This window comes from Streptomyces sp. NEAU-174, assembly GCF_052665095.1.
Genome location: NZ_JBQTCE010000011.1, coordinates 235,427 through 257,773, shown reverse-complemented (window position 1 = coordinate 257,773; position 22,347 = coordinate 235,427). Strand labels below are relative to the sequence as shown.

Genomic DNA, 22,347 nt, shown 5'->3' with positions numbered 1-22,347 from the left:
GCTCAGCCCTCCAGGGCGCGGTAGCGCCGGCTCAGGTAGTAGGCGAAGCCCGCGGCGATGAGCACTTCGGTGATGAAGGCGGCGGTGGCGATCATCGAGCCGTAGCCCAGTTCGAGGCCGGAGAAGAGGGTCTTGTAGCCGAAGGTGGACAGCGTCTCGGTGGAGTCCGCGGGGCCGCCACCGGTGAGGACGTACGGCAGGTCGAAGACGCGGAAGGCGTCGAGGACCCGGATGAGCGCGGCGATCAGCAGAGCGGGCGCGATCACGGGCAGGGTGACGCAGCGGAAGGTGCACCAGGGCGAGGCGCCGTCGATCTTCGCGGACTCACCCAGCTCCCTGGGCACGGTCTGGAGCGCGGCGAGCACCAGCAGCGCCATGAACGGGGTGGTCTTCCATACGTCGGCGAGCCCGATGGTGGGCAGCGCGGTGTGCGGATCGCCGAGGAAGTTGATGTAGCCGTCGGTCAGCTGGAGCCGGGTCAGCAGGTAGTTGGCGACACCGGACTGCCCGTCGAAGATCCAGCCGAACATGCGCGAGGTGACGACGGTGGGGATGGCCCACGGGATGAGCACGGCCGCGCGGGCCCATCCGCGCCCTCGGAAGGACTGGTGCAGCACGAGCGCGAAGCCGATGCCGAGCGCGGTCTCCACGAGCGTGGTGCCGAAGGCGAAGGCCACGGTGCGCCACCAGGCGTTCCAGAACAGATCGTCGCCGAGCAGCCGGGACAGATTGGCGGTTCCGGTGAAGTGCGATCCGGTGGAGAACCCCGCGTCGTGCAGGGACAGCCACAGGCTGCGCAGCACCGGATAGAGGGAGACGGCAAGGACGGCGGCGAGCGCGGGGGCCAGCAGGACGATGCCCACCAGGCGCGGGCCCGCGGACGAGGACTCGCGCAGCGGGAGACGGCGGCGCGGGGCGTCGGGATCGGGCGTGAGCTGCGGCTGCTCCAGGGAGGGGGTGTGCTTGCCGCGCAGCGGGGTGTGTCCGGACGTTCTGTGGAAGAAGGCGAGGTGGCCCATCAGACGATCGCCTCCAGGTCGCGCCGGGCGGAGCGGAGCGTGCCGCGCACATCGCCGTAGACCAGGGCGCGGGAGACCGCGGACTGGAGGGCGAGGCTGACCCGGGAGTAGTGCGGGGTGACGGGGCGGGGCACGCCGTTGCCGAACGCCTCCTTCAGCTTGACCATCGCGGGCTGGCCCTCGGCCAGCTTCTTCTCGTCGTAGACCGAGACGCGGGAGGGGGCGTTGCCGAAGTCGAGCGCGAAGGCGAGCTGTGCCTCGGTGCCGGCGAGCCAGTGCAGGAAGTCCATGGCGCCTTCCTTGTTGCGGGATCCCGCCGCGACGCCGAGCTGGTAGCCGCCGAGGCAGGAGGAGGACGTGCCGCCGGGGAAACTAGGCAGCGGGGCGACGTCGACCTTGCCGACGACCTTGGACTGGTCCGGGTTCTGGGAGACGCCGTAGACATAGCTCCAGTGCCGCATCATCCCGACCCGGCCCGCGGTGAAGGGGCGGCGGCTGGGCTCCTCGTCCCACGAGAACACCTCCGACGGGCTGACCTTGTAGCGGTACACCAGGTCGCGCATGAACTGGACGGCCTCGACGCATGCGGCGCCGTCCACGCGCACCGCGCCCGAGGGGTCGATGATGTGGCCGCGGTTGGAGGCGATGAACTCGACCAGGTCGCACAGGAGGATCTCGGCCTGCTTGGCCTGCCACAGATAGCCCATGGGCACCCGGCGGTGTTGCATCTCGGCCGCGAGGTCGGCCAGTTCGTGCCAGTCGGTCGGCGGCTTGCGGCCGAGCGCCCGCATCAGGTCGGTGCGGTAGTAGAGGCCGCCCGCGTCCACGTACCAGGGCAGCGCGACGAGACGGCCCCGATAGGTGCACGCCTCGACCACGCCGGGGAAGAAGGAGCGCCGCAGCGCCGCGGAGACGTCCCCGTCCAGCGGGTGCACCCAGCCCGCCTCGGCCAGTTCGGCGATCCACACCACGTCCTGGGCGAAGACGTCGACCGTGCCGTCCTTGCGGGCCAGCAGCTGGGTGAGCTGCTGATGGCATTCGGTGCTCGAGCTGGGCGGCGGCAGGTTGCGCACGGTGACCCGATAGCGGGTCTGGGTGGCGTTGTAGCGGTCGGCGAACGACTGCATTCCGGCCGCGCCTCCGGTGAACGCCGCGCAGGCGAAGGTGAGTTCTCTTCTGCGGCCGCCGCCTCCGCCGACGCTGCGGCCGGGCTCATCGCCCCCGCAGGCGGTGAGCGCGGGGGCGGCGGCGAGGCCGCCGAGGGCGGTGGCGGCGGTGGCGGCGACCCGGCGGCGGGTCCAGGGCGGCTCGGGGCGTATGGGTGGGTGGTGCGGCTCCACGGCGACTCCATTGACGCGCAGAAAGGCGTACAAAGCTGCGCTGATTTATGCGGCTCTTTGCTGCAAGCTACGGCGGCAGCACCCCACGGTCAAGGGTCGTGCTGCGGCTTCTTGCGGTAAGATGCAAGAATCTGCGGTGTTACGCAGCGTCGAGAAGGGGGACCACACGATGACGTCAGCAGAGGGCACCCGGGCGGCGAACCTGCCCGCGCGCCGCCGCGCCGACCTCACCGCCTTCATTCAGCAGCGCGGCCAGGCCACCATCGCGGAGCTGGCGAAGGAGTTCGCCGTCTCGGTCGACACCGTACGGCGGGACCTGGACCATCTGGCGGCGCGCGGGCTGGTGGCGCGCACCCATGGCGGGGCCGTGCCCGGGGGCGAACTGGCCACGGCGGACAGCCCGATGACGGACCGGATGAACGAGCGCCGGGAGGCCAAGGAGGCCATCGGAACCGCCGCCGCCCGTCTGGTGCGGGACAATGAGACGCTGCTCGTCAACGGCGGCACCACGGTGCTCTCGGCGGTGGCCGCGCTCGGCGGCCACCGGGGGCTGACGATCGTCACCAACAATCTGCGGGTGCCGGGGATGGTCCCGGTTCAGGCCCTGCGCGATCTGTTCGTCCTCGGCGGCGGCTGCCGGACCACCGCGCTGGTCACCATCGGCCCGATCCGCTTCCCCGACACCGCCGGGGTGAGCGCGGACACCGCCCTCATCGCGGTGGGCGGGGTCAGCGCCTCGGGACTTTCGGTGTCCAACATCCCGGAGGCCCAGATGATCCAGGAGATGATGGACTCCGCGTCCCGGGTCGTGGTGCTGGCGGACTCGGCCAAATTCGAGCGCCGGGCACTGGCCCTGATCTGCCCGCTCAGCCGTGTCGACGTGCTGGTCAGCGAGCGGCCCCCGGGCGATGAGCTGGCCCACGCCCTGGAACGGGCCGGCGTCACGCTCGCCGGCCCGTACCTCCCCGAGGACGGCTGACACCACACGGTGACTCACATGAGCCGGTCCTTGGCCTTGTAGTACGCCCCGGCGAACGGCAGGAACCAGGCCGTCCCGTTGCAGAAGGGACGCCCCCGGCCTGGCCCGCGTGCGGAATGCGGTCCCCCTTGTCAATAAGTCGACTTAGGGAAAGAGACATCGGACCTGTCTCCTGGAATCCTCGCAATCCTGACCTTGAATTCGCCTCCAGCCGTTGACCTCATCCGATGTTTCTCCTAGGTTTCGGTCGACCCTGAACACTGGAGGCGGTAGATGAGACCCACGCTCAGGCGCATATCCCTGGCCGTCGCCGCGGCGATGGCCGTCTTCACCGCGGCATTACCGGGCACCGCGACGGCGCAGGGCGGGCAGGGGCATACGTACCACGTCGCCACCTGGGGCACCGACCACGACAGCGGCAGCTCGCGCCATCCGTTCCGCACCATCGGCCGCTGCACCGAGCAGGTCGGGCCCGGCGACACCTGTCTGATCCACCGGGGGACCTACCGCGAGCGGGTCGCCCCGCCCTCGGGCCGCGCCGACGCCCCGATCACCCTGGCGGCGTACGGGGACGGGCCGGTCACCGTCGACGGGACGCGGGCGGTGACCGGGTGGAAGGACGCGGGCGGCGGTCTGGTGGCCGCCGATGTGGACCTCCCGCTCGACCGCAGCGAGAACGCGCTGTTCCTGGACGGCGAGCGCGCCATGGAGGGCCGCTGGCCCAACTCCGGCTCCGATCCGCTCAATCCGTCCTGGGCGGTGGCCGAGCGCTCCTCCACCGATCAGCACATCGACGACCCGGATCTGCCGGACGGCGACTTCACCGGCGCCACCGTCCATCTGTGGGCCGGTTCCAACCCATGGAGCCAGCAGACCGGCACGGTGACCGCCACCTCGGACGGCGCCCTCGACTTCAAGGGCGGCAACTACCGCTGCACCCCGCTGTGCATGGGCCACCAGAACTACCGCAACTACTACCTGGTCGGCGCCAAGGCCACGCTGGACCAGCCCGGTGAGTGGTACTACGACAAGGAAGCGCGCCGCCTCTATCTGGTCCCGCCCAAGGGCGGTGTCGCGGGCCACACCGTCACCGCGAAGTACGAGAGCTGGGGCGTGGACCTCTCGCGCAGCTCCCATGTCACCGTGCGCGGTCTCGATCTGTGGGGCACCTCGCTGCGCACCGGCGCCGACAGCACCGGTGTGCTGGTCGAAGGGGTCCGGGCGCGCTACATCTCGGAGTTCTCCACGCTCCCCATGCCACGCGACGACGAACTGGCCATCCCGCCCGGCGAGGGCCACATCGTCGCCTCGCGGGTGCTGAACTCCGGTGTCCAGATCCTCGGCCGGGGCAACACCCTGCGCGACAGCGACATCGGCTACTCCGCGGGCACGGGTGTGCTGCTGCGCGGCAGTGGCAACACCGTCACCGGCAACTACATCCACGACGTGGGCTGGATGGGCAGCTACACCCCCGGTATCGAGATCAACGGCAGCGGCCAGACCGTCACCCACAACACCGTCCGGCGCACCGGCCGGGCGAGCATCGACACCGCCTGGCAGCTCAACGGTGTTCCCTTCCACGACAACCGGATCGCCTACAACGACCTCTCCGAGGCGATGCGCACCTCACGCGACGGCAGCCCGTTCTATGTGTGCTGCAACCTGGACGCCACGGGCACCAGCGTCGACCACAACACCGTGCATGACGCGGACGGCCAGGTCGGCTACTACATCGACAACTCCTCCGGCAACTTCCTCCTGCACCACAACGTGGCGTACAACACCGGCACCCGCGGCACCTTCTTCAACGGCCACAGCAGTGTCAGCCTCGGCAACCGCGATCACCACTCCTCGTACGGCACGGGCATTTCCACCGCCGCCGTCCGGCTGAGCGGGGCCACCGACGCCACCGGGACGTACGTCAGCAACGACGTGGCGCTCACCCCGATGGAGATCTCCGGTCCCGGCGACCCCGCCCCCGTCGTACGGAGCAACCTGCTGCCGCCCACCGATCCGCGCTACACCGACGCGCGCAACGGCGAACTCTGGCCGCGCGCGGACTCCCCCGCCATCGACGCGGGCGAAAAGGTCGACGGGGTGACCGGCGAGGTCCGGGGCGACGGGCCGGACCAGGGCGCGTACGAGTACGGCGAGCCCATCTGGTCGTCCGGCTGCCGGCTGGCGGGCTGTGAGACCCGGGTCCGCAACGACGGCTGGAAGGCGACCGCCTCCGGTGGCGCCGATGCCTCGGCCGCCGTGGACGGGGTGCAGACCACCCAGTGGAAGGGGGACGCTCCGCAGGCCGCCGGTCAGTCCCTCACCGTGGATCTGGGCGCCGCGAAGACCTTCGGCCGGCTGGCGATCGACGCGGGTCTTGACGCCACCGGACACCCCTATGGCTTCACCGTCTCGGTCAGCCGCGACGGTGAGCACTGGGGGACGCCGGTGGCCCGGGTCAGCGGCCGCTCCTTCACCCAGGACGCGGTCTTCGAGCAGCGCACCGCCCGCTATCTGCGGATCGAGCTGACGCGGCCGGGCGAGAACCCCTGGGCGGTGAACGAGATCCGGCTCTACGCCGACGGTCCCGACGCGGCCGCCACCCTTCAGGCGGAGCGCGCCGAGGTGGTCCGGGGCGTCGAGCGTGGCGAGGCGGCCACCTCGGTCCTCGGCAATGGGGACGCGATCGGCTTCCGGGGCGTGCGGTTCGGCGCGGGCGCGGACACGCTGACGGTGCGGCTGGCGTCCGGCGGCTGCGGGGACTGCGCCCTGCGGCTGCGCCTGGACTCACCCGAAGGGCCGGTGGCGGCCACGCTTCCGGTGCGCGGGACCGGTGGCACGGACGAGTGGCGGGAGCGCTCGGTGCGGCTCGCCCGTACGGTGACCGGCTCCCATGACGTCTATCTCGTCGCCACGGGCGGCCACCGGGTGGCCGCCGTGGACTGGCTGACGTTGCGTTAGGCGCGAGGAGGTGGGGGCGCGGCCGCTCCCTGGCGGACCGCGCGCCCCACCTCCGTCCGCAGCGCGATGAACTCCGACAGCCCGCGGGTGGCGATCTGATCGCGTTCGGCGGGCAGCGTCACCGGCAGGTCAGCCCGCACCCGGCCCGGCCCCGCGGCCAGCACCACCACCCGGTCCGCCACATAGACGCTCTCGTCGATGTCATGGGTGACCAGCAGAATCGTCATTCCCTCGGCCCGGTGCAGCCGCAGCAGCAGATCCTCCAGGTCCTCCCGGGTCTGGGCGTCCAGCGCGCCGAACGGCTCGTCCATCAGCAGCAGCGCGGGCCGGGCGGCCAGGGCGCGGGCGAGCGCGACACGCTGCTGCATGCCGCCCGACAGCTGCCAGGGGTGGCGGCGGGCGGCGTCGGCCAGGCCCACCTGTTCCAGCATGGCCACCGCCGCGGCGTGGCGTTCCGCGCGGGGCAGTCCGCGCCGCCGCAGCGGAAGGGCGACGTTCTCCCGCACCGTGAGCCAGGGGAAGAGCGAGCGGCTGTAGTCCTGGAAGACCACTCCGAGCCGGTCGGGCACGCCGTCCACCACCTCCCCGTCCAGGGCGATCCGCCCGGCGGAGGGGCGGAGGAGGCCCGCGACACAGCGCAGCAGAGTGGACTTGCCACAGCCGGACGGGCCGACGAGGGTGAGCAACTGCCCATCGGGGACGGTGAGTTCGAGGTCCTGGAGCACATCGGGGCCGTCGCCGTAGCGATGGCTGAGCCGGTCGATCCGCAGCATGTCCGCCTCACCGGGCCCAGGGCTCGTACGCCGGGGAGTCGTCGGCGGGGACCCGGACCTGGAGCAGCAGGGGGCCGTCGTCACGGCCGAGGGCCAGGGCTCGTTCGAGGGCCTTGGGCAGGTGGTCGGGGTGCTCCACCCGTTCGGCCGGGCAGCCGAAGGACCCGGCGAGCGCGGCGAAGTCGATGCCGCCGATGTCGGTGCCCGGCACGGGTGCGATGCCGATGCGGTGGCCCAGCGCCTTGACCGCGCCGTAGCCGCCGTTGTCGAGCAGGACGAAGCTCACCGGGGCGCGGTGCCGGGCCGCGGTCCACAGGGCCTGCACCGAGTAGAGCGCCGAGCCGTCGCCGACGACGCACACCACCCGTTCGCCGTCCGCGAGGGCGCGGCCGACCGCGAGCGGCAGCCCCCAGCCCAGCGCGCCGCTGCCGGTGGTGAGGAAGCGGCCCTCGCCGCTGATGGGGAGGCGGGCGTGGAGGGCGTCGCGGTGGCTGGGAGTCTCCTCGACCAGCACGGTGTCCCGGGGCAGCCGCTCGCGCAGCAGGTCCATCACCAGCTCGGGGGAGATCTCCTCCGCCGACGTGGCCGGAAGCGGTCCGGGGGCGGGCCGCTGCGGTGGCGCGGCCCGGTCGGCGGGCCGGACGAGTTCGGTGAGGGCGCGCAGGGCGGGCCCGAGGGTGGTGACGATGCTGGTGCCCACCGGGAGCCACGCGGCCTGCGCGGGGTCGCAGTCGAGGTGGTACAGCTCGGTGCCGTCGGCGAGCGGCGGGGCCTCGCTGTGCACATGGTAGGTGAACAGCGGGGCGCCGAGCGCGACCACCACGTCGTGGGCGGCCAGCCGCTCCGCCAGCTGGTCGGTGACGGGCGGCAGAAAGCCCTGGAAGAGCGGGTGGCGTTCGTCGAAGCCGGAGCGTGCGGAGAGCGGGCTGATCCACACCGCGGCCCGCAGCCGCTCGGCCAGTTCGGCCACTTCCCGTACGGCGCGCTCGTCGTCCACGCCCGGCCCGACGACCAGCGCGGGGCGCGCCGAGGCGTCGAGCGCTCGGGCGAGGCCGGTGAGCGCGGCGGGGTCGGCGGTGTAGCCGCCGTGGACGGTGCGCGGGGCGACCGGCTTCGCGGGGCGGTCCCAGTCGTCCTCCGGTACGGAGAGGAAGACCGGGCCCCGGGGGTGGCTCATGGCGACGCGGTGGGCCTCGGCGAGCGCGGCCGGCACATCGGCGGCCCGCTCCGGCTGCCTGCTGAACTTCACATACGGGCGCGGGAACAGGGCCGGTTCGTCGGCTCCGAGGAAGGGCCGCAGCGGCAGCAGCGCACGGGACTGCTGCCCCGCGATGATCACCACCGGCACCCGGTCCCGGTAGGCGTTGAACACCGCTCCCAGGGAGTGGCCCACTCCCCCGGCGGAGTGCAGGCTGACCAGCGCCGCCCGCCCGGTGCCCAGGGCGTGGCCCGCGGCCATGGCCACGGCGGTGGACTCGTGCAGGCCGAGCACATAGCGGAAGTCCTCGGGCCAGTCGCGGAACATCCGCAGTTCGGTGGAGCCGGGGTTGCCGAAGACGGTCGTCATCCCGGTGGCGCGGCACAGTGCCAGCACCGCCTCGCGGACCGTGGTGGTCGGGGGATGGGCGGTGGGCTCGGCCATGGGCCACCTCCTCTGCTGGGTGTGGGGGGCGTGTCCTGCGTACGGGTGCTACGGGTGGTCAGGTGCGGTGCGCCGCGCGGTGTCTGCCGAGGGCCAGCCGCTCGACGGCGAGCAGCGCGCTGTTGAGCAGATGCCCGAGCGCGCCGAGCAGCACCATCACCGCCCACACCGTGAGCAGATCGGAGCGGGTCTGCGCGTCGGTGAGCGAGAAGCCTATGCCGTCGGCGGTGCCGGGCAGCAGCTCCGAGAACACCATCAGGATGAGCGAGAGCGACAGGCTCAGCCGCAGCCCGGCGAAGACGCGCGGGAGCGCGGCGGGCAGATACAGCAGCACGATCCGCTCGGCGGGGCGCATCCGTACGGTGGCGGCGACGTCCAGCCGCAGCGGGTCGATGCCGCGCACCCCCTCGGCCGTGTTGATCAGTACGGGCCAGATGGCGCCGAAGACGATGGAGGCGAGCTGCATCGGCGTGCCGAGGTCGAAGACCACGACGAAGACGGGCACCAGCGCGGGCGGGGGCACGGCGCGGGCGAACTGGAGCACCGGATCGCACAGCGCGTACACGGTGCGCGAGCGGCCCAGGGCGAGCCCCAGCACGATGCCACCGGCGGCGGCGAGGGCGAATCCGGCGAGCACCCGGCCGAGGCTGGGCAGCAGATCGCGGACCGCCGCGTCGGTGAGGAACGCCCGTTCGGCGGGGCCGGAGAACCACAGGTGATAGCCGTGCTCGGCGATCCGGGCGGGGGTCGGGAAGAAGACGCTGCCGCGGGCCCGCGCGGCGAGTTGCCACAGCGCCACCGCCACCAACGGGACGCCGAGCCGCAGCGCGAGGGCCCGGGGCAGCCGCCGTGCGGCGCCGAGCGGGGTGGCCGGCGCGGTCATGCGCGGCTCCCGCGGTGCTCGGGCGCCCAGGGGAACAGCCGCCGTTCGACCGCGGTGAGCGCCAGGTTGATGACGAGGCCGAGCGCGCCCGCCCACACCACTCCGGCCAGTACGTCGCGGGTGCCGTCGGTGGCCATGCCCGCCTGGGCGATGAAGGTGCCGAGACCCTCGCCGAATCCGGCGAGGATCTCGCTGGCCACGGCGAGGATCAGGGCGGTGGCCGCCGCGATGCGCACCCCGGCGGCGATGAACGGGGCGGCCGAGGGCAGACCGGCCATCAGCAGGACGGCGAGCCGCCCGAAGCCGAAGGCGCGCAGCGTGTCCTTGGCCAGCGGATCGGTCTCGCCGAGCCCGTAGACCGTGTTGAACAGCACCGGCCAGACACACGCGTAGGTGACGAGGGCGACCGTGGTCTCGCTTCCGGCGCCGAGCAGCAGCGACACCAGGGGGATCAGGGCCACCGACGGCACCGGGCGCAGGAATTCGATCAGCACCCGCGTGGCCCGCGCGGCCGTCGGCACACTGCCCAGCAGCAGCCCGAGGGGGATCGCGAGGGCGCAGGCGAGGGCGAGCCCGGTGGCCCATGCCTCGAGGGTGGCGCCGACGCCGTTCAGGAAGGTGGTGTCGCCGCCGAGTTCGACGGCCCGTACCAGCACCTCGGAGGCGGGCGGCAGATAGGTCCTCCGCACCATCCCGGAGCGGCCCAGGGCCTCGCAGGCGGCGAAGGCCACGAGCACGCCGACGACGCCGAGCAGCGCGTTCCTGGCCCGCCCGGTGCGCTTCCGCCCGGCCGTCGCGGGGCTCATCCGGTGGGCTGGTACAGGACGGCGGCGGGGTCGAGGTCCTTGGTGAGCAGCTTCTGCGTCCGCATCAGCGAGATGAGCCGCTTCAGCTGGGCGGCGCTGGAGGTGGCCGGGTAGTCGGGCAGGCCGATGGCGGTGGCCTCCGCCGGCTTGATCTTCGTATAGCCGGGCAGCGCCTTCTCCACGGCGCCGCGGTCCTTGGCGGCCACGGCCTGGGCGGCGGAGATGGCGCGCTGGAAGGCGGCGGCGGTCTTGGGGTACTTCTCGACGAAGGTGTCGGTGGTGACATAGCCGCTGAGCGGCAGTCCGGCGACGGGTGCCGCGTTGCCGTCGACCACCGTACGGGCCTTCAGCTCGCGCTTGAGCGCCGTGGCGAAGGGCTCGGCGGCGTGCACGGCGTCCACCTGGCCCCGCTCCAGCACCGAGCCCATCTGCGGGAACGGCACCTGCCGGTACTCGGGCCGACCGACCCCGGCCTTGCTGAGGGTGGCGTTGAGGGTGAGCGACTGGATGTTGTTGAGGATGTTGACCGCGACCTTCTTGCCCGCGAGGTCCCGCGGCTCCTTGATCTTTGAGTCGGCGGGCACCAGCACATCCATCATGTGCGGGGCGTTGCGCGCGCCCTCGGCCAGCACCCGAGTGGCCAGGGTGCCCTTCTCGCGGGCCTGGAGGAACGTCACGAAGTTGGCGCCGCCGATGACGTCCACCTGGCCGTGGGCGAGCGCGGGCAGCGCCTGGACGCTCTGCTGGACCGGCTGGACGCGGACGTTCAGCCCCTCCTTCGCGAAGAGTCCGCGGTCCATGGCGATGTGCAGGGCGGCCACATCGGCGAGCGGCAGTCCGGCCACCGTGACGGTCTTCTTCTCCGGCCCGCCCCCGCCGCCCGAGTCCTCGCCGGAGCCGCCGCATCCGGCGAGCAGCACGGCGGTGACCGTGGCGGCCGCGGCCAACTTTGCCGGGGATAAGCGCGGTTGGTCTCCCATGGCATTTCACGATAGGGGCCGTGCGCTGTTCACACCATGGTCGGGAAGACCTCGTCGAACAGGTCGAGCATGGCCCGCCAGGCCCGTTCGGCCGAGGGCCGGTGACAGCCGATCCCCGGGCAGGCCACGGGGTCGGGTTCGAGGCCGGGGTGGGTGAAGCCGTGCAGGGCGCCGCTACCGAGTGGCCGGGCGGTGTATGGCAGCGGCGGTCGCCACCTGGCAGAGTGCGGGCCATGGACTATTCGGCCCATTTCCACCGTGAGATCGTGGCGTTCGAGCAGGCGGCCCGTGGCGCCACCGACGGGGCGGACGCGCCACTGATCCCCTCCTGCCCCGACTGGACGATGTCGGATCTGGTGCTGCACCTGGGCGGGGTGCATCGTCTGGTCGCCCGCGTCATCCGGGAGCGGCTCGACCGGCAGCCGGACATCACGGACGCCACCCTCTTCGAGCTTCCCGAGGACCGCGAGGGCTGGCCGGCGCCCACCGGCGGGCCGCATCACGGGCCGGTGCCGGTGAGCCTCGTCGACTGGTTCGCCGAGGGGGCCGCGCGGCTCGAGGCGCTGTTCCGGAGCGAGGATCCGGGGCTGGCGGTGTGGACGTGGTCGGCGGAGCGGACCGCGGGCTTCTGGCTGCGGATGCAGACCATCGAGGCGGCCCTGCACCGCTGGGACGCCGAGCGGGCGGCCGTCGGGCGGGCCCGGCCGATCGAGCCCGACCTCGCGGTGGACGCCGTGGCCCAGACCTTCGAGGTGATGGCCCCGGCCCGGCGGGCGTGGCGGGAGGCCCCGCCCGGGGCGGGCGAGCGCTTCCGGTTCCGCCGGACCGACGGTCCGGACCTGTGGACGGTCCGCTTCGACGGCGCCGAGGTACGGCTGACCACCGGCGCCGCGGACGAGGACACCGCCGGGGCGTCCCACGATGTCGAGCTGGCCGGGACCGCGTCGGACCTGATGCTGTTCCTGTGGCAGCGGCTTCCCGCCGACCGGCTCGACAAGGTGACCGGCGACCAGGCGGTGCTCGACCGCTACTTCACCCTCGTCCCGCCCGTGTGAACCGCTCCGGCGAGTCGGCACCCCGCGGCCGGGGCCGCGGGGTGCGACCATGGCCGGGAGCCGACCCACGAGCGAGGGAGCCGCGAATGAACAGCGCCGATCTGCTGGCCGACGCCTTCGAGCGGGTGCGCGAGGAGGTGCAGTCGGCCGTGGACGGGCTCTCGGAGGACGAGTTGGCCGTACGGCTCGACAGCGGGGCCAATTCGATCGCCTGGCTGGTGTGGCATCTGACCCGGGTCCAGGACGACCACATCGCCGACGCCGCGGGCACCGAGCAGCTGTGGACGTCCGAGGGCTGGGCCGAGCGGTTCGGCCTGCCGTTCCCGCCCGAGGCCACCGGCTACGGCCACCGGGCCAAGGACGTGGCGGCGGTGCGGGTGGACGCCGAGCTGCTCACCGGGTACTACGACGCCGTCCACGAGAACACCCTGGCGTTCGTGCGCGGCCTGCGCGACTCCGATCTCGACCGGATCGTGGACGAGCGGTGGACCCCGGCGGTGACCCTCGGCGTCCGGCTGGTCAGCGTGGTCTCGGACGATCTACAGCACGCCGGACAGGCGGCGTTCATCCGCGGCGCGGTCCGCAGGCGATAGCGCGAAATCACCCTGAGCGGGGCCCGTCGCATCGCTCGCATTGACATGCAGGCAATCACCTGCATAACGTTCGGTGTGAGCTCAGAGATGGACAAGGTCTTCAAGGCGCTGGCCGACCAGACCCGGCGGTATCTGCTGGACCGGCTGCATGAGCACAACGGCCAGACGCTGGGCGAGCTGTGCCGGCGGCTGGAGATGACCCGCCAGTCGGCCACCCAGCATCTGGCCGTGCTCGAGGCGGCCAATCTGGTCAGCACGGTGCGGCGGGGCCGCGAAAAACTCCACTACCTCAACCCCGTCCCCCTCAATGAGATCCAGGAGCGCTGGATCGACAAGTTCGAGCGCCCGCGGCTGCGCGCGCTGAGCCTGGTGAAGCGACAAGCGGAGGAAGCGATGGCCGACAAGCCGGCGTTCGTGTACGTCATCTACATCGAGAGCACACCGGAGAAGGTCTGGCACGCGCTGACCGACGCCGACCTCACGGCCGAGTACTGGGGCCACAGCAATGTGTCGGACTGGCAGGTGGGCTCCCCATGGGAGCATCGGCGGACGGACGGCTCCGGCACCGCCGATGTCGTCGGCACGGTGGTGGAGAGCTCACCGCCCACCCGGCTGGTGACCACCTGGGCCGCGCCCGACGCCGATGCCACCGCCGAGCCCTCCCGGGTCACCTTCGACATCCAGCCGCACGGCGACATCGTCCGGCTGACCGTGACCCATGAGAACCTGGCCGACGAGGCCGAGCGGACCGCGGCGGCCGGCGGCTGGGCCGCGGTGCTGTCCAATCTGAAGTCACTGCTCGAGACGGGGAGTCCGCTGCCGCAGCGGCCCTGGCTGATCCCCCAGTGAGCCTCGGTCGCCGTGGGAGGCGGGGGCTCACCGTGCCTCACCGCGCGGCCCCACCGTCCCGTACCGCGATCCCCAGGGCGTCGGCGAGCATCGGCGCGAGCTCCATCAGCTGACCGCTGCCGATGGTGGCGCCGCCCAGCGCGTCATAGCCGTCGGCGATCTCCAGCCGGGTGGCCCCTCGCAGATCCACCTTGGCCATCCGCGCCTTGCCGAACCGCACATCCTCCAGCGCCGTCCCCGGGAACGCCACCTCCGTCAGCCCCGCGCCGCCGAGGTCCACATCGCGCAGCAGACAGTCCACGAAGATGACGTTCCGCAGCGTGGCGGTGCGGAGGTTCACCGACTCCAGCTTGCACCGGTGGAAGGTCACCCGGTGCAGCCGCGCGGAGAACATCTCGAGCCCGGCCAGCACACAGCCGCCCAGCTCGCCGTCCAGCCAGTCGGTGTCCGCCAGGTCGGTGCCCACCCACCGCACCCCGTCCAGCCACACCTCATTGAACCGGGCCCCGCGGCCACGGCCCCCGGTGAAGGTCACCGAGGAGAACGCGGACTCGAGGAACCGGGCGTGGTCGCACACGGCCCCGTCGAAGGCGTCGCCGTCCAGATGAACGCTGTCGTAGTCGCCTCCTTCCGCCAAGTCCCCGTCGAACGGCCGCAGATGGTCCGCGAAGGGCAGATCGGCGAGTTCACGGGGGGACGGCACCATGCGAGGGCTCACTTTCCGGGGGCGGGCGGCGTACGAGGCCGATACTGCCATCCGGGACCGACAACCCCGCCGAGACCGTGGCAGAGGCCACCACCGACCGCCGTGAACCGAAGATTGGCCGAGTGGCATGTCGTTCAACCGCACCGAACAGGACAACCTGCCGCCCTGCCACCCGCCTCGACCGCCCCGGGAGCGGTCTCCGGGCCCGGGGCGCCACCCGCACCGGAGGGGTTTCTTCCAGGTAGCGGCCGAGCCGGAAGTCGGCCACGATCCACTAGCCCACGGCGCAATGCACTGTCAATCCGTCATTTCGGGGAATATCCCTGTGTTCGATGACCGGGTTAGCTTTCTGCTCGCCCTGACGCCGGGTCAGGCGCATGGAGGACGGAAGGCAGGTCGACGCGGGTGATGCGCAGCCGAAGGGACATGCTGAGGGCGGCTACGGCCGTGGCGGGCGCGGCCGCCGTGGGAGCGGTGGGCGGCGGGGTCACGACCGCCGCCGCGGCCGCGCCGGCGGCGCGGCGGCCGAGAGGGGTGCGGCAGCCCAGAAGGGTGCTGAGCTCGGTGGGGACGCGGCTCAACACCTTCAAGGACGCTTCGGGGCTGGTGACCGTCTCGGTGTTCTCGCACCGGGGAAATCCCGCTCAGCAGCACTGGGTCGATGAGACGGTCCTGGTCGGCGACGGCGACATGATCGCCATCGGCGGCGGGGCCACCGCGGCGGAATACCCCAACGGGGCGTTGCTGACGGCGTCCTATCCCACGGACGACCTGTCGGGCTGGACCGTCAGCTCGAAGGACCACATCGACGCGCAGGCGCATGAGCTGGTCTCGTATGTCATCGGTCTGAAGATCGCCGGGATGAGCCGGGACCAGCTGCTGCGGTCGGTGCACGTGGCGCGTGCGGACAGCGGACTGGCCCCGCATCCGGAGGCCGAGGCGGGTCTTCCGTCGTCGGACGAGTACGTCCTCGTGGGCGGCGGGTTCCGGGTGGACTGGCACGGCGGCGGCAATCTCGCCACCGCCTCCTTCCCCTCGACCGAGACCTCCTGGAAGGCCCGGTCGAAGGACCATCTGGTCTCCGATCCCGCCAACATCCGGGTGTTCGCCATCGGCCTCCGGCGCTTCCTCCCGGTGGGCCTCGTGTCCAACAGCTTCACCCGGGCCGACTCCGGCCAATCTCCGCACCCGGCCGCCGTGGCATCCGTGGAGCCCGGTTTCGCGCTCACCGGTGGCGGCGCGGAGGTGCACTACCGGGGCAGCGGCAGTCTGCTCTGGAAGCTCGAACCGGCCACCACCCAGACGCCGAGCTACAGCGCGGCCGCCAAGGACCACCATGTGTCCGACCCGAGCACGATCACGGCCTACGCCGTGGGTATCCGCCTCAACTGACACCAGAGGGCGATTACGTGCGCCGGATGGCCCACTCTCCGGTGTGCTGAGCGCATTTCCCCGGGACCCTCTCCGTTAAATCGGACCGTCAGATTTATTCGTTCTGCGACCCGACACGGAGGAATCCATGCAGATCGCGAAGAAGGCCGCCCTGGTGGCCGCGACCGCAGGCGCCCTCGCGCTCCTCGGCACCGGCACCGCGGCCGCCAACGGCTACGGCGGCTACGGCGGCTCCGACAGAAGCACCACCGCCCCCACCAGCTTCGACGTCAGCAGCTTCATCTTCCAGAGCAACGACTGCGACACCGCCACCGGCACCACCCTCTCCACCGCCACCGCCGGCCCGACGGGCGAGATCAAGATCGGCAGCACCTGCGCCAACATCATCGGCGGCTGACGCAGGGACAGCGGCCGACGACCACGGTCACCGGCCCACCGCGCTCCCCTCGGCCCTCCGGGTCGGGGGGAGCGCGCCCGTTCCGGCCCAATGGCCTGGTACGCCGAACGGGCCACTCTCCGGTGCGCTTACCCGACTTCTCCCGGACTTCCTTCGTTAAATCGGACCGTCAGATTTATTCGTTCTGCGACCCGACACGGAGGAATCCATGCAGATCGCGAAGAAGGCCGCCCTGGTGGCCGCGACCGCAGGCGCCCTCGCGCTCCTCGGCACCGGCACCGCGGCCGCCAACGGCGGCTCCGACATTCCCACCACCGTCAACCTGTCCAGCTTCATCTTCCAGAGCAACGACTGCGACACCGCCACCGGCACCACCACCTCCACCGGCGGCGCCGCCCCGAGCGGTGACATCAACATCGGCAGCAGCTGCATCAACTACATCGGCGGCTGATGCGGAGGCAGGGGCCGGCTACCACGGTCGCCGGCCCCATGCGCTCCCCTCGACCCTCCGGGGCGAGGGGAGCGCGTGCCTCACCGCCGTACCTGGATCAGCGCATGGGCGCCGCTGGTGCGCCAGTGGTCCTCGTGCGCGTCCAGCGCGGACACGGTCCGCCCGTCGAGCCCGACGATGACATCCGACTTCAGGGTGCGCAGCGCGGCCACCGGGCCGGGGAAGTACCCGGTGCGGTCGGCGAAGGGGGTGGTCGGGGGCCACAGCCGGTCGCCGACGAGGCGGCGGTAGTTCAGATCGCCCTTCATGACGGTGAGCGTGGCCGCGGCGAACTCGCTCCGCAGGTCGCCTGGCATCTCCTCGTACGGCAGCGGGGCGCGGAAGAAGTCGTGCGCCCGCACCGTGAGCCGCCCGTCGCCCATGGCGGCCCACAGCCGTCCGCCGGTGGCGGACGCGGCGCCCTCCGCCCGCACCAGACGGCGCAGACAGTCGACGACATCCTCGGTGGTGGCGTCGGAGACGTAGTACGGATACGGCTTGACCTGGAGCACCACCCGCTCGGCGCGCCCGTGGTGGAGCACATGGTCGATGAGGACAAGGTCGGGGAGCAGCTCCCGCCCGGCGTTGTCCGCCACCACGCACAGCGTGGCCGGGGAGCCGGCGGGCAGCAGCGACCACAGCGCCGCCGAGTCGTCCGCGACCAGCGGCGGGGTGTCGCCGCCGTGCGTGTCCGCGGCCGATGAGGAGATGCGGAAGCCCAGGTCCGCGCGGTTGCCCCAGAGTGAGCCGTGCACCAGCGCGTCCGCCTGCTCCCCGGCGGGCCCGCGCAGGATGTCGTCGAGCGTGGCCAGTTCGGCCTCGGTCTCGGGGGTGTCCAGCTCGGCCTGTTTGAAGGGGCGGAACGGGTCGACGCCCCGCCAGGGGCCGTCCGCGAAGTAGCCCACCGCCTCCAGGAGCCGGCGGTAGAAATAGCTCTCCGCCCACAGGAACGGCACATCGAACCAGGACCGGCCGAAGTGCTCCCGGCCCCACACCGCCCACCGGTCGTGGTCGTACGCGGTGGGCGGGAGCGGGGCGATGGTGCCCTCGGCGGCGTTGTCGCGCAGCGCGTCGAGGGCGCGGTGCTGCCCGGGGCCGTATGGGAAGGCGTCGCGCACCTTCTCGATCAGTGCGGGATGGCGCTCGGCCAGCACACTCCGGGCGAAGGATCCGGGCTCATCGCTGCGGATCACGGGCGCGTCGACGGTGTCGGACATGGCAGCCAGGGTCGCACACCGCGGGGTGGCGCGGCGGGGTCACCAGTGCGCGGGGCGGGTGAGGGACGGGGGCAGCCGGGTGGCGGCGTCGCCCTTGGCCGCGTTCAGCTGGGCCTGGGTGAGGAAGACGGCTCCCCGCAGGTCGGCCGTGCCCAGCTCGGCGTCGCGGAAGTCGGCCCCGATCAGATCGGCCGCCGTCAGATCGGCCCGGGTGAGGTTCGCCGCGATGAGACGGGCGCCGCGCAGGTTGGCGCCCCGCAGATCGGCTCCCCTCAGGTCGGCGCCGATGAGATCCGCTCCCCTGCGGTTCTTCTTCTTGCCCGGGATCCTGGCCCGTACCAGCTCGCTCGTGCGCAGCAGCAGCTGATTGACGCGGTCGCGGTGGGCCGCCACATCGAGCTCCCTCAGCTCGGAGGCGCTGCCGAGGGTGAGGCGCTCGGTCTCCCGCAGCGCCTCACGCAGGGCGCCGTGGACGGGCCGGGCGGGCGGCAGGGCCAGCGCCTCGGTGAGGTACCAGAGCAGCTCGTGCAGATGGCGCATGACGGGGAAGACGGCGAACATCTCGGAGGCCGTTCCGGGGTGCCGCCGCCAGTCCCGGCCCTCGAAGGTGAGCCGGGAGACCTTCTGCCCGGCGCCGAAGCAGTCGTAGACCGTGCAGCCCGGGAAGCCCTCCTCGCGCAGCCGGGAGTGGATCCCGCAGCGGAAGTCGGCCCGGAGGTTGTGGCAGGGCTTCCCCGCGTCCTTGCTGATCGCGAAGTCCGTGGAGGCCGCGAAGGGCAGGGCGACACAGCACAGCCCGAAGCAGTTGGCGCAGTCGGCCCGCAGGGCGGGGCGGTCCGCGGCGGCCGGGCCGGCGGAGGGGGTCTCGGTCGTATCTGACAAGTGCGTGGTCTCCCGCGTGGACGGGAGCACCGCGGTGCGGGGCGGTGCTCGGTGGCGTTCCATTGTCTCAAGCGGGCTCAGCCGGGAATGATCAGCTCGATTCCATAGGCGGCGATCGCCAGGCACGCGGCGAAGCACACCACCGCCGCGGCCGCCGACACCGTGTCGAGACGGCCGCGGCGCGCCCCGTGGCGCGGGGTGCCGCCACCGGCACGGGCCCAGGCGGCGACGCCGAGGGAGAACATCACCACCACCAGGACGGTGACCCCGAGGCTGACCCCGAAGACCCCGCCGATCGTGCCCCAGGTGGTGCCCATACGGATCAGCTCCTCGACGGGGGTCGCGGTTCGGTCAGACGGTCGTGTCCAGGGTGCGCTCGGCGGGCTCGGGGAGGCGCGGCTCGTTGACGTTGTCCGGGTTCACCGGGCGCCGGCGCGAGAGCGCGTAGAAGCCCACCGCCGCCGCGACGGCGACGCACGCCACCAGGCCCACCCCGGCGTTGCCCTGGTCCGCCACCCAGGCCGCGACGCCTCCCACGGCCGCCGCCGCGGGCAGGGTCAGCAGCCAGGACACCGCGATCCGTCCGGCGATCCCCCAGCGCACCTGGGCCAGCCTGCGGCCGAGCCCGGCGCCCAGGATGCTGCCCGTGCACACCTGGGTGGTGGACAGCGGGAAGCCCAGGTGCGAGGAGGCCAGGATCACCGCGGTGGCGCTGGTCTCGGCGGCGAAGCCCTGAGGGGGCTGGATGTCGGTCAGCCCCCTGCCCATGGTCCGGATGATCCGCCACCCGCCGACATAGGTGCCGAGTGAGATCGCCAGACCGGCGCTGAGCACCACCCACCACGGTGGCCCGGCGCCATGGGCGAGCACGCCACCGGCGATGAGGGTGAGGGTGATGACCCCCATCGTCTTCTGCGCGTCGTTGGTGCCGTGGGCGAGCGCCACCAGGGACGCGGATCCCACCTGGCCCGCGCGGAAACCCCTCCGCGCCACGGGGGCGGCCGCCCGGTGGGTGATCACATACGCGAGGTAGGTGGCCAGCATGGCCACCACACAGGCCACCACCGGTGAGGCGACCGCCGGAATCACGATCTTCTCGACGATCGCGGTGAAGCGCACCGCGGATTCCCCGGCGCCCACCCACACCGCGCCGATCAGCCCGCCGAACAGGGCGTGCGAGGAGCTCGACGGCAGCCCGGCGAGCCAGGTGATCATATTCCACAGGATCGCCCCGATCAGCCCCGCGAAAATCATGACCGGGGAGACCTTGGCGTCGTCGACGATGCCGTTGGAGATCGTCTTGGCCACTTCGGTGGAGAGAAAGGCCCCGGCCAGATTGAGCACCGCGGCGACGAGGACGGCGAGCCGGGGCGACAGCGCCCCCGTGGCGATGGACGTGGCCATCGAATTGGCCGTGTCGTGGAAGCCGTTGGTGAAGTCGAAGGCCAGTGCCGTGAGGATGACGGCCACCAGAAGGAAGGAGACGGAGTCCATTCCCGACCTCCCGCACCAGGAGTGGCCCGGCACATCGATCGCGTCGGACCGTCTCGTGTGAAGACCGCTGTCTGATGTCCACGCTAAGCGCGGTGTCAGACGGGCGCCAACGCTGGCGCCCGTCCCAACGGCCGGGCCGGGTCGGCGCCGTGGCACACGGCTCCGCCCGGCTCCGATGCCGCCCCGCCGGCCGGAGCGCTCACCGGCGGCTCAGGTCTCACCGGCAGCTCAGGGAGGGGCGGGCGTTGAGCGTGCGCACATCGCTTCCCGTGGTGTCCCGGTAGGTGTCGGTGACGCGGGCGAGCTCCTCGGGGGTCCTTGCACCGGCCCGGTTCATGGCCCGGTTCGCCCGTACGACGGCCGCCGTCGCCTCGCGGCGCTCGGTCTCGTAGTGGGCGAGCGCGGTGGGCACATCGTCGGTCCGCGCGAGTTCGCGGGCCAGGACGCGGGCGTCCACGACGGCCTGGGAGGCGCCGTTGGCCCCCACCGGATACATCGGATGGGCGGCGTCGCCGAGCAGGGTCACCCGGCCGCTCCCCCACCACGGCAGCGGCTCCCGGTCGACCATCGGATATTCGAGGATCTCGGTGCCGCCGGTCAGCAGACCCGGCACATCGAGCCAGCCGAGCCGCCAGTCCTCGAAGTACGGCAGCACATCGGCGAGCCGCCCCGCCCGGTTCCAGGCCGCGTCCCCGGTGAGCGGCCCGGGCTCGGACATCCGCACCTGGCAGACCCAGTTGACCCGGCCGCCGCCGATCGGATACGCGACCAGTTCGGCGTCCCCGTCGTGCACGATCACCATCGAGCGCCCGGTGAGGAACGACTCGGCCGGTGTGGTGCCCCGCCACATCCGGATGCCCGACCACAGCAAGGGGCCGTCCTGCGGGTGCAGCGCGGCGCGGACCGCGGAGTGCAGCCCATCGGCGCCGATCAGCGCCCGCGCGGCCGTCTTCTCGACCGTCCCCGTCGCCCGGTCGAGGATGTGGACGCGCACGCTGTCCCGCTGCCCCGAGTCGTCGAATCCCACCACGCGCGCCCCGGTGCGGACCGCGTCCGCGCCCAGGCGCTCGCGGACCGCCGCGAGGAGCAGCCGCTGGAGCTCCCCGCGGTGCACCGAGTACTGCGGCCAGCGGTAGCCCTGGGCCAGGCCCCTCGGTTCGGTGAAGATCCGCCTGCCGAACCGGTCGCAGTACACGTTCTCGGCGGTGGCCACGCCGATGGCGGCGAGCTCGTCGCCGAGGCCGAGTTCGACGAGCTCGCGCACGGCGTGCGGCAGCAGATTGATCCCGACGCCGAGCGGCCGGATCTCGCGGGCGCTCTCGACGACCGCCGTCCCGACCCCGGCCGCGTGGAGGCTCAGGGCGGTGGCCAGCCCGCCGATCCCGCCCCCGGCGATGAGCACACTCATCACTCGGCCCCGGCCTCGGGACGGGTCTCGGAGGGGCTCTCAGGACGGTCCTCGGGGCGGTCCTCGGAGCGGATCTCGGGGCGGTCGATGATGCGCAGCCAGCTGCCGTCCGGCTGGCGACGGGCCACCTGCACCCGGCCGCCGGTGTTGTCGGCGGGGCGGGTCGAGGTGAGGGCCAGATCGCCGTAGCGGACGGTCGGCAGCGCCTCCTCCACCCGGAAGGGGCGCGGGGCGTGCGCCAGCATCCGCTCACAGACGGCGCGGATCGCCTCGCGGCCGACGGTCGTGGCACCCGGCGGGTAGGCCAGCACCGCGTCGGGCTCGTAGAGCTGGGCCAGCCCCTCGGCGTCCCCGGCGTTGGCACGCTCCACGAACAGCCGGGCCAGATCCTCGGGGGTGGTGGCGCGGGCACGGGTCTCGGTCATGGTCGACTCCTTTCCTTGTCTCCGCCTCCACCCTCCGGCGGGCGCAACCAGAAGTCCAA

At 72.3% G+C, this 22,347-nt stretch carries 23 protein-coding genes; 8 read left to right on the top strand and 15 right to left on the bottom strand.

Translation table 11 applies throughout. The annotated features are described in order from the left end of the window. Positions 1-2: 2 nt before the first annotated feature. Both ACT2CW_RS30005 and ACT2CW_RS30000 read right to left on the bottom strand, forming a co-directional pair. Positions 3-1,019: a carbohydrate ABC transporter permease gene (locus ACT2CW_RS30005; RefSeq protein WP_233362071.1), complete on the bottom strand. Its 1,017-nt coding sequence runs from the start codon at positions 1,017-1,019 to the stop codon at positions 3-5. Beyond that, positions 1,019-2,359, bottom strand: coding sequence for an ABC transporter substrate-binding protein (locus ACT2CW_RS30000; RefSeq protein WP_445518880.1), 1,341 nt, complete (start codon positions 2,357-2,359; stop codon positions 1,019-1,021). Before ACT2CW_RS30000 ends, ACT2CW_RS30005 begins: the two co-directional genes overlap by 1 nt. Before the next feature lie 169 nt (positions 2,360-2,528). Between ACT2CW_RS30000 and ACT2CW_RS29995 the strand changes: the two genes are divergently transcribed. After that, positions 2,529-3,338 carry a DeoR/GlpR family DNA-binding transcription regulator gene (locus tag ACT2CW_RS29995; protein WP_182472771.1) on the top strand — a complete coding sequence of 270 codons (810 nt, stop codon included), beginning with the start codon at positions 2,529-2,531 and terminating at the stop codon, positions 3,336-3,338. A 273-nt stretch (positions 3,339-3,611) separates the two neighbouring features. Continuing rightward, positions 3,612-6,296: a carbohydrate-binding protein gene (locus tag ACT2CW_RS29990; RefSeq protein ID WP_445518879.1), complete on the top strand. Its 2,685-nt coding sequence runs from the start codon at positions 3,612-3,614 to the stop codon at positions 6,294-6,296. Here ACT2CW_RS29990 and ACT2CW_RS29985 read toward each other — a convergent pair. From ACT2CW_RS29985 to ACT2CW_RS29960, 6 genes are all read right to left on the bottom strand, one after another. Next, complete coding sequence (locus ACT2CW_RS29985) at positions 6,293-7,069, bottom strand: ABC transporter ATP-binding protein (RefSeq protein WP_445518878.1); 777 nt, start codon at positions 7,067-7,069, stop codon at positions 6,293-6,295. The two genes, ACT2CW_RS29990 and ACT2CW_RS29985, sit on opposite strands and share 4 nt — an antisense overlap. Before the next feature lie 7 nt (positions 7,070-7,076). Continuing rightward, positions 7,077-8,711: a benzoylformate decarboxylase gene (mdlC, locus tag ACT2CW_RS29980; protein ID WP_445518877.1), complete on the bottom strand. Its 1,635-nt coding sequence runs from the start codon at positions 8,709-8,711 to the stop codon at positions 7,077-7,079. A 58-nt stretch (positions 8,712-8,769) separates the two neighbouring features. After that, a complete protein-coding gene (locus ACT2CW_RS29975) occupies positions 8,770-9,594 on the bottom strand; it encodes an ABC transporter permease (protein ID WP_445518876.1) in 825 nt (274 codons plus the stop codon). Beyond that, positions 9,591-10,400: an ABC transporter permease gene (locus tag ACT2CW_RS29970; RefSeq protein WP_445518875.1), complete on the bottom strand. Its 810-nt coding sequence runs from the start codon at positions 10,398-10,400 to the stop codon at positions 9,591-9,593. Before ACT2CW_RS29970 ends, ACT2CW_RS29975 begins: the two co-directional genes overlap by 4 nt. Next, positions 10,397-11,347 (bottom strand): ABC transporter substrate-binding protein, encoded by a 951-nt coding sequence (locus ACT2CW_RS29965; protein ID WP_445518874.1) that lies wholly within the window; start codon positions 11,345-11,347, stop codon positions 10,397-10,399. The genes ACT2CW_RS29970 and ACT2CW_RS29965 overlap by 4 nt, the downstream gene beginning before the upstream one ends. A gap of 62 nt (positions 11,348-11,409) precedes the next feature. Next, a complete protein-coding gene (locus tag ACT2CW_RS29960; protein WP_445518873.1) occupies positions 11,410-11,631 on the bottom strand; it encodes a hypothetical protein in 222 nt (73 codons plus the stop codon). Between ACT2CW_RS29960 and ACT2CW_RS29955 the strand changes: the two genes are divergently transcribed. The 3 genes from ACT2CW_RS29955 (at position 11,614) to ACT2CW_RS29945 (ending at position 13,877) form a co-directional block, all read left to right on the top strand. Then, positions 11,614-12,435: a maleylpyruvate isomerase family mycothiol-dependent enzyme gene (locus tag ACT2CW_RS29955; RefSeq protein WP_445518872.1), complete on the top strand. Its 822-nt coding sequence runs from the start codon at positions 11,614-11,616 to the stop codon at positions 12,433-12,435. The genes ACT2CW_RS29960 and ACT2CW_RS29955 overlap by 18 nt on opposite strands. A gap of 86 nt (positions 12,436-12,521) precedes the next feature. Then, complete coding sequence (locus ACT2CW_RS29950) at positions 12,522-13,028, top strand: mycothiol transferase (RefSeq protein ID WP_445518871.1); 507 nt, start codon at positions 12,522-12,524, stop codon at positions 13,026-13,028. Between the two features lie 87 nt (positions 13,029-13,115). Beyond that, complete coding sequence (locus tag ACT2CW_RS29945; RefSeq protein WP_164423846.1) at positions 13,116-13,877, top strand: ArsR/SmtB family transcription factor; 762 nt, start codon at positions 13,116-13,118, stop codon at positions 13,875-13,877. Positions 13,878-13,914: 37 nt separating this feature from the next. On the opposite strand, the gene ACT2CW_RS29940 is transcribed toward ACT2CW_RS29945, so the two are convergent. Further along, positions 13,915-14,583, bottom strand: coding sequence for a pentapeptide repeat-containing protein (locus ACT2CW_RS29940; RefSeq protein ID WP_445518870.1), 669 nt, complete (start codon positions 14,581-14,583; stop codon positions 13,915-13,917). 408 nt (positions 14,584-14,991) lie between these two features. Between ACT2CW_RS29940 and ACT2CW_RS29935 the strand changes: the two genes are divergently transcribed. From ACT2CW_RS29935 to ACT2CW_RS29925, 3 genes are all read left to right on the top strand, one after another. Next, positions 14,992-15,975 carry a hypothetical protein gene (locus tag ACT2CW_RS29935; protein ID WP_445518869.1) on the top strand — a complete coding sequence of 328 codons (984 nt, stop codon included), beginning with the start codon at positions 14,992-14,994 and terminating at the stop codon, positions 15,973-15,975. 127 nt (positions 15,976-16,102) lie between these two features. Next, positions 16,103-16,372 carry a hypothetical protein gene (locus ACT2CW_RS29930; RefSeq protein ID WP_445518868.1) on the top strand — a complete coding sequence of 90 codons (270 nt, stop codon included), beginning with the start codon at positions 16,103-16,105 and terminating at the stop codon, positions 16,370-16,372. Positions 16,373-16,580: 208 nt separating this feature from the next. Beyond that, positions 16,581-16,823: a hypothetical protein gene (locus tag ACT2CW_RS29925; RefSeq protein WP_164423623.1), complete on the top strand. Its 243-nt coding sequence runs from the start codon at positions 16,581-16,583 to the stop codon at positions 16,821-16,823. An 80-nt stretch (positions 16,824-16,903) separates the two neighbouring features. Here the strand turns inward: ACT2CW_RS29925 and ACT2CW_RS29920 are convergent, their stop codons facing one another. The 6 genes from ACT2CW_RS29920 to ACT2CW_RS29895 all read right to left on the bottom strand — a co-directional run bounded on the left by ACT2CW_RS29920 (position 16,904) and on the right by ACT2CW_RS29895 (position 22,288). Beyond that, on the bottom strand, positions 16,904-18,079 hold the full coding sequence (locus ACT2CW_RS29920; RefSeq protein WP_445518867.1) for a damage-control phosphatase ARMT1 family protein: 1,176 nt from the start codon (positions 18,077-18,079) through the stop codon (positions 16,904-16,906). Between the two features lie 39 nt (positions 18,080-18,118). Beyond that, complete coding sequence (locus ACT2CW_RS29915; protein WP_445518866.1) at positions 18,119-18,961, bottom strand: pentapeptide repeat-containing protein; 843 nt, start codon at positions 18,959-18,961, stop codon at positions 18,119-18,121. A 77-nt stretch (positions 18,962-19,038) separates the two neighbouring features. Continuing rightward, positions 19,039-19,278 carry a hypothetical protein gene (locus tag ACT2CW_RS29910; RefSeq protein ID WP_445518865.1) on the bottom strand — a complete coding sequence of 80 codons (240 nt, stop codon included), beginning with the start codon at positions 19,276-19,278 and terminating at the stop codon, positions 19,039-19,041. A 34-nt stretch (positions 19,279-19,312) separates the two neighbouring features. Next, the gene (locus ACT2CW_RS29905; protein WP_445518864.1) at positions 19,313-20,455 is read right to left on the bottom strand and encodes an anion permease; all 1,143 of its coding nucleotides are present in this window, start codon (positions 20,453-20,455) and stop codon (positions 19,313-19,315) included. Positions 20,456-20,672: 217 nt separating this feature from the next. Continuing rightward, positions 20,673-21,863: a flavin-dependent oxidoreductase gene (locus ACT2CW_RS29900; RefSeq protein ID WP_445518863.1), complete on the bottom strand. Its 1,191-nt coding sequence runs from the start codon at positions 21,861-21,863 to the stop codon at positions 20,673-20,675. Next, positions 21,863-22,288, bottom strand: coding sequence for a YybH family protein (locus tag ACT2CW_RS29895; RefSeq protein ID WP_182472755.1), 426 nt, complete (start codon positions 22,286-22,288; stop codon positions 21,863-21,865). The genes ACT2CW_RS29900 and ACT2CW_RS29895 overlap by 1 nt, the downstream gene beginning before the upstream one ends. Between the last annotated feature and the right edge of the window lie 59 nt (positions 22,289-22,347).

Bases quoted from the DNA above. Each gene is read 5' to 3' on its own strand.
- ACT2CW_RS29945 (WP_164423846.1), top strand. From the start codon at position 13,116: ATGGACAAGGTCTTCAAGGCGCTGGCCGACCAGACCCGGCGGTATCTG.
- ACT2CW_RS29905 (WP_445518864.1), bottom strand. From the start codon at position 20,455: ATGGACTCCGTCTCCTTCCTTCTGGTGGCCGTCATCCTCACGGCACTG.
- ACT2CW_RS29975 (WP_445518876.1), bottom strand. From the start codon at position 9,594: ATGACCGCGCCGGCCACCCCGCTCGGCGCCGCACGGCGGCTGCCCCGG.
- ACT2CW_RS29985 (WP_445518878.1), bottom strand. From the start codon at position 7,069: ATGCTGCGGATCGACCGGCTCAGCCATCGCTACGGCGACGGCCCCGAT.
- mdlC (WP_445518877.1), bottom strand. From the start codon at position 8,711: ATGGCCGAGCCCACCGCCCATCCCCCGACCACCACGGTCCGCGAGGCG.
- ACT2CW_RS29930 (WP_445518868.1), top strand. From the start codon at position 16,103: ATGCAGATCGCGAAGAAGGCCGCCCTGGTGGCCGCGACCGCAGGCGCC.
- ACT2CW_RS29910 (WP_445518865.1), bottom strand. From the start codon at position 19,278: ATGGGCACCACCTGGGGCACGATCGGCGGGGTCTTCGGGGTCAGCCTC.
- ACT2CW_RS29950 (WP_445518871.1), top strand. From the start codon at position 12,522: ATGAACAGCGCCGATCTGCTGGCCGACGCCTTCGAGCGGGTGCGCGAG.
- ACT2CW_RS29900 (WP_445518863.1), bottom strand. From the start codon at position 21,863: ATGAGTGTGCTCATCGCCGGGGGCGGGATCGGCGGGCTGGCCACCGCC.
- ACT2CW_RS29925 (WP_164423623.1), top strand. From the start codon at position 16,581: ATGCAGATCGCGAAGAAGGCCGCCCTGGTGGCCGCGACCGCAGGCGCC.
- ACT2CW_RS29995 (WP_182472771.1), top strand. From the start codon at position 2,529: ATGACGTCAGCAGAGGGCACCCGGGCGGCGAACCTGCCCGCGCGCCGC.
- ACT2CW_RS29940 (WP_445518870.1), bottom strand. From the start codon at position 14,583: ATGGTGCCGTCCCCCCGTGAACTCGCCGATCTGCCCTTCGCGGACCAT.
- ACT2CW_RS30005 (WP_233362071.1), bottom strand. From the start codon at position 1,019: ATGGGCCACCTCGCCTTCTTCCACAGAACGTCCGGACACACCCCGCTG.
- ACT2CW_RS29960 (WP_445518873.1), bottom strand. From the start codon at position 11,631: ATGGGCCGAATAGTCCATGGCCCGCACTCTGCCAGGTGGCGACCGCCG.
- ACT2CW_RS29935 (WP_445518869.1), top strand. From the start codon at position 14,992: ATGCGCAGCCGAAGGGACATGCTGAGGGCGGCTACGGCCGTGGCGGGC.
- ACT2CW_RS29990 (WP_445518879.1), top strand. From the start codon at position 3,612: ATGAGACCCACGCTCAGGCGCATATCCCTGGCCGTCGCCGCGGCGATG.
- ACT2CW_RS29895 (WP_182472755.1), bottom strand. From the start codon at position 22,288: ATGACCGAGACCCGTGCCCGCGCCACCACCCCCGAGGATCTGGCCCGG.
- ACT2CW_RS29955 (WP_445518872.1), top strand. From the start codon at position 11,614: ATGGACTATTCGGCCCATTTCCACCGTGAGATCGTGGCGTTCGAGCAG.
- ACT2CW_RS29970 (WP_445518875.1), bottom strand. From the start codon at position 10,400: ATGAGCCCCGCGACGGCCGGGCGGAAGCGCACCGGGCGGGCCAGGAAC.
- ACT2CW_RS29920 (WP_445518867.1), bottom strand. From the start codon at position 18,079: ATGTCCGACACCGTCGACGCGCCCGTGATCCGCAGCGATGAGCCCGGA.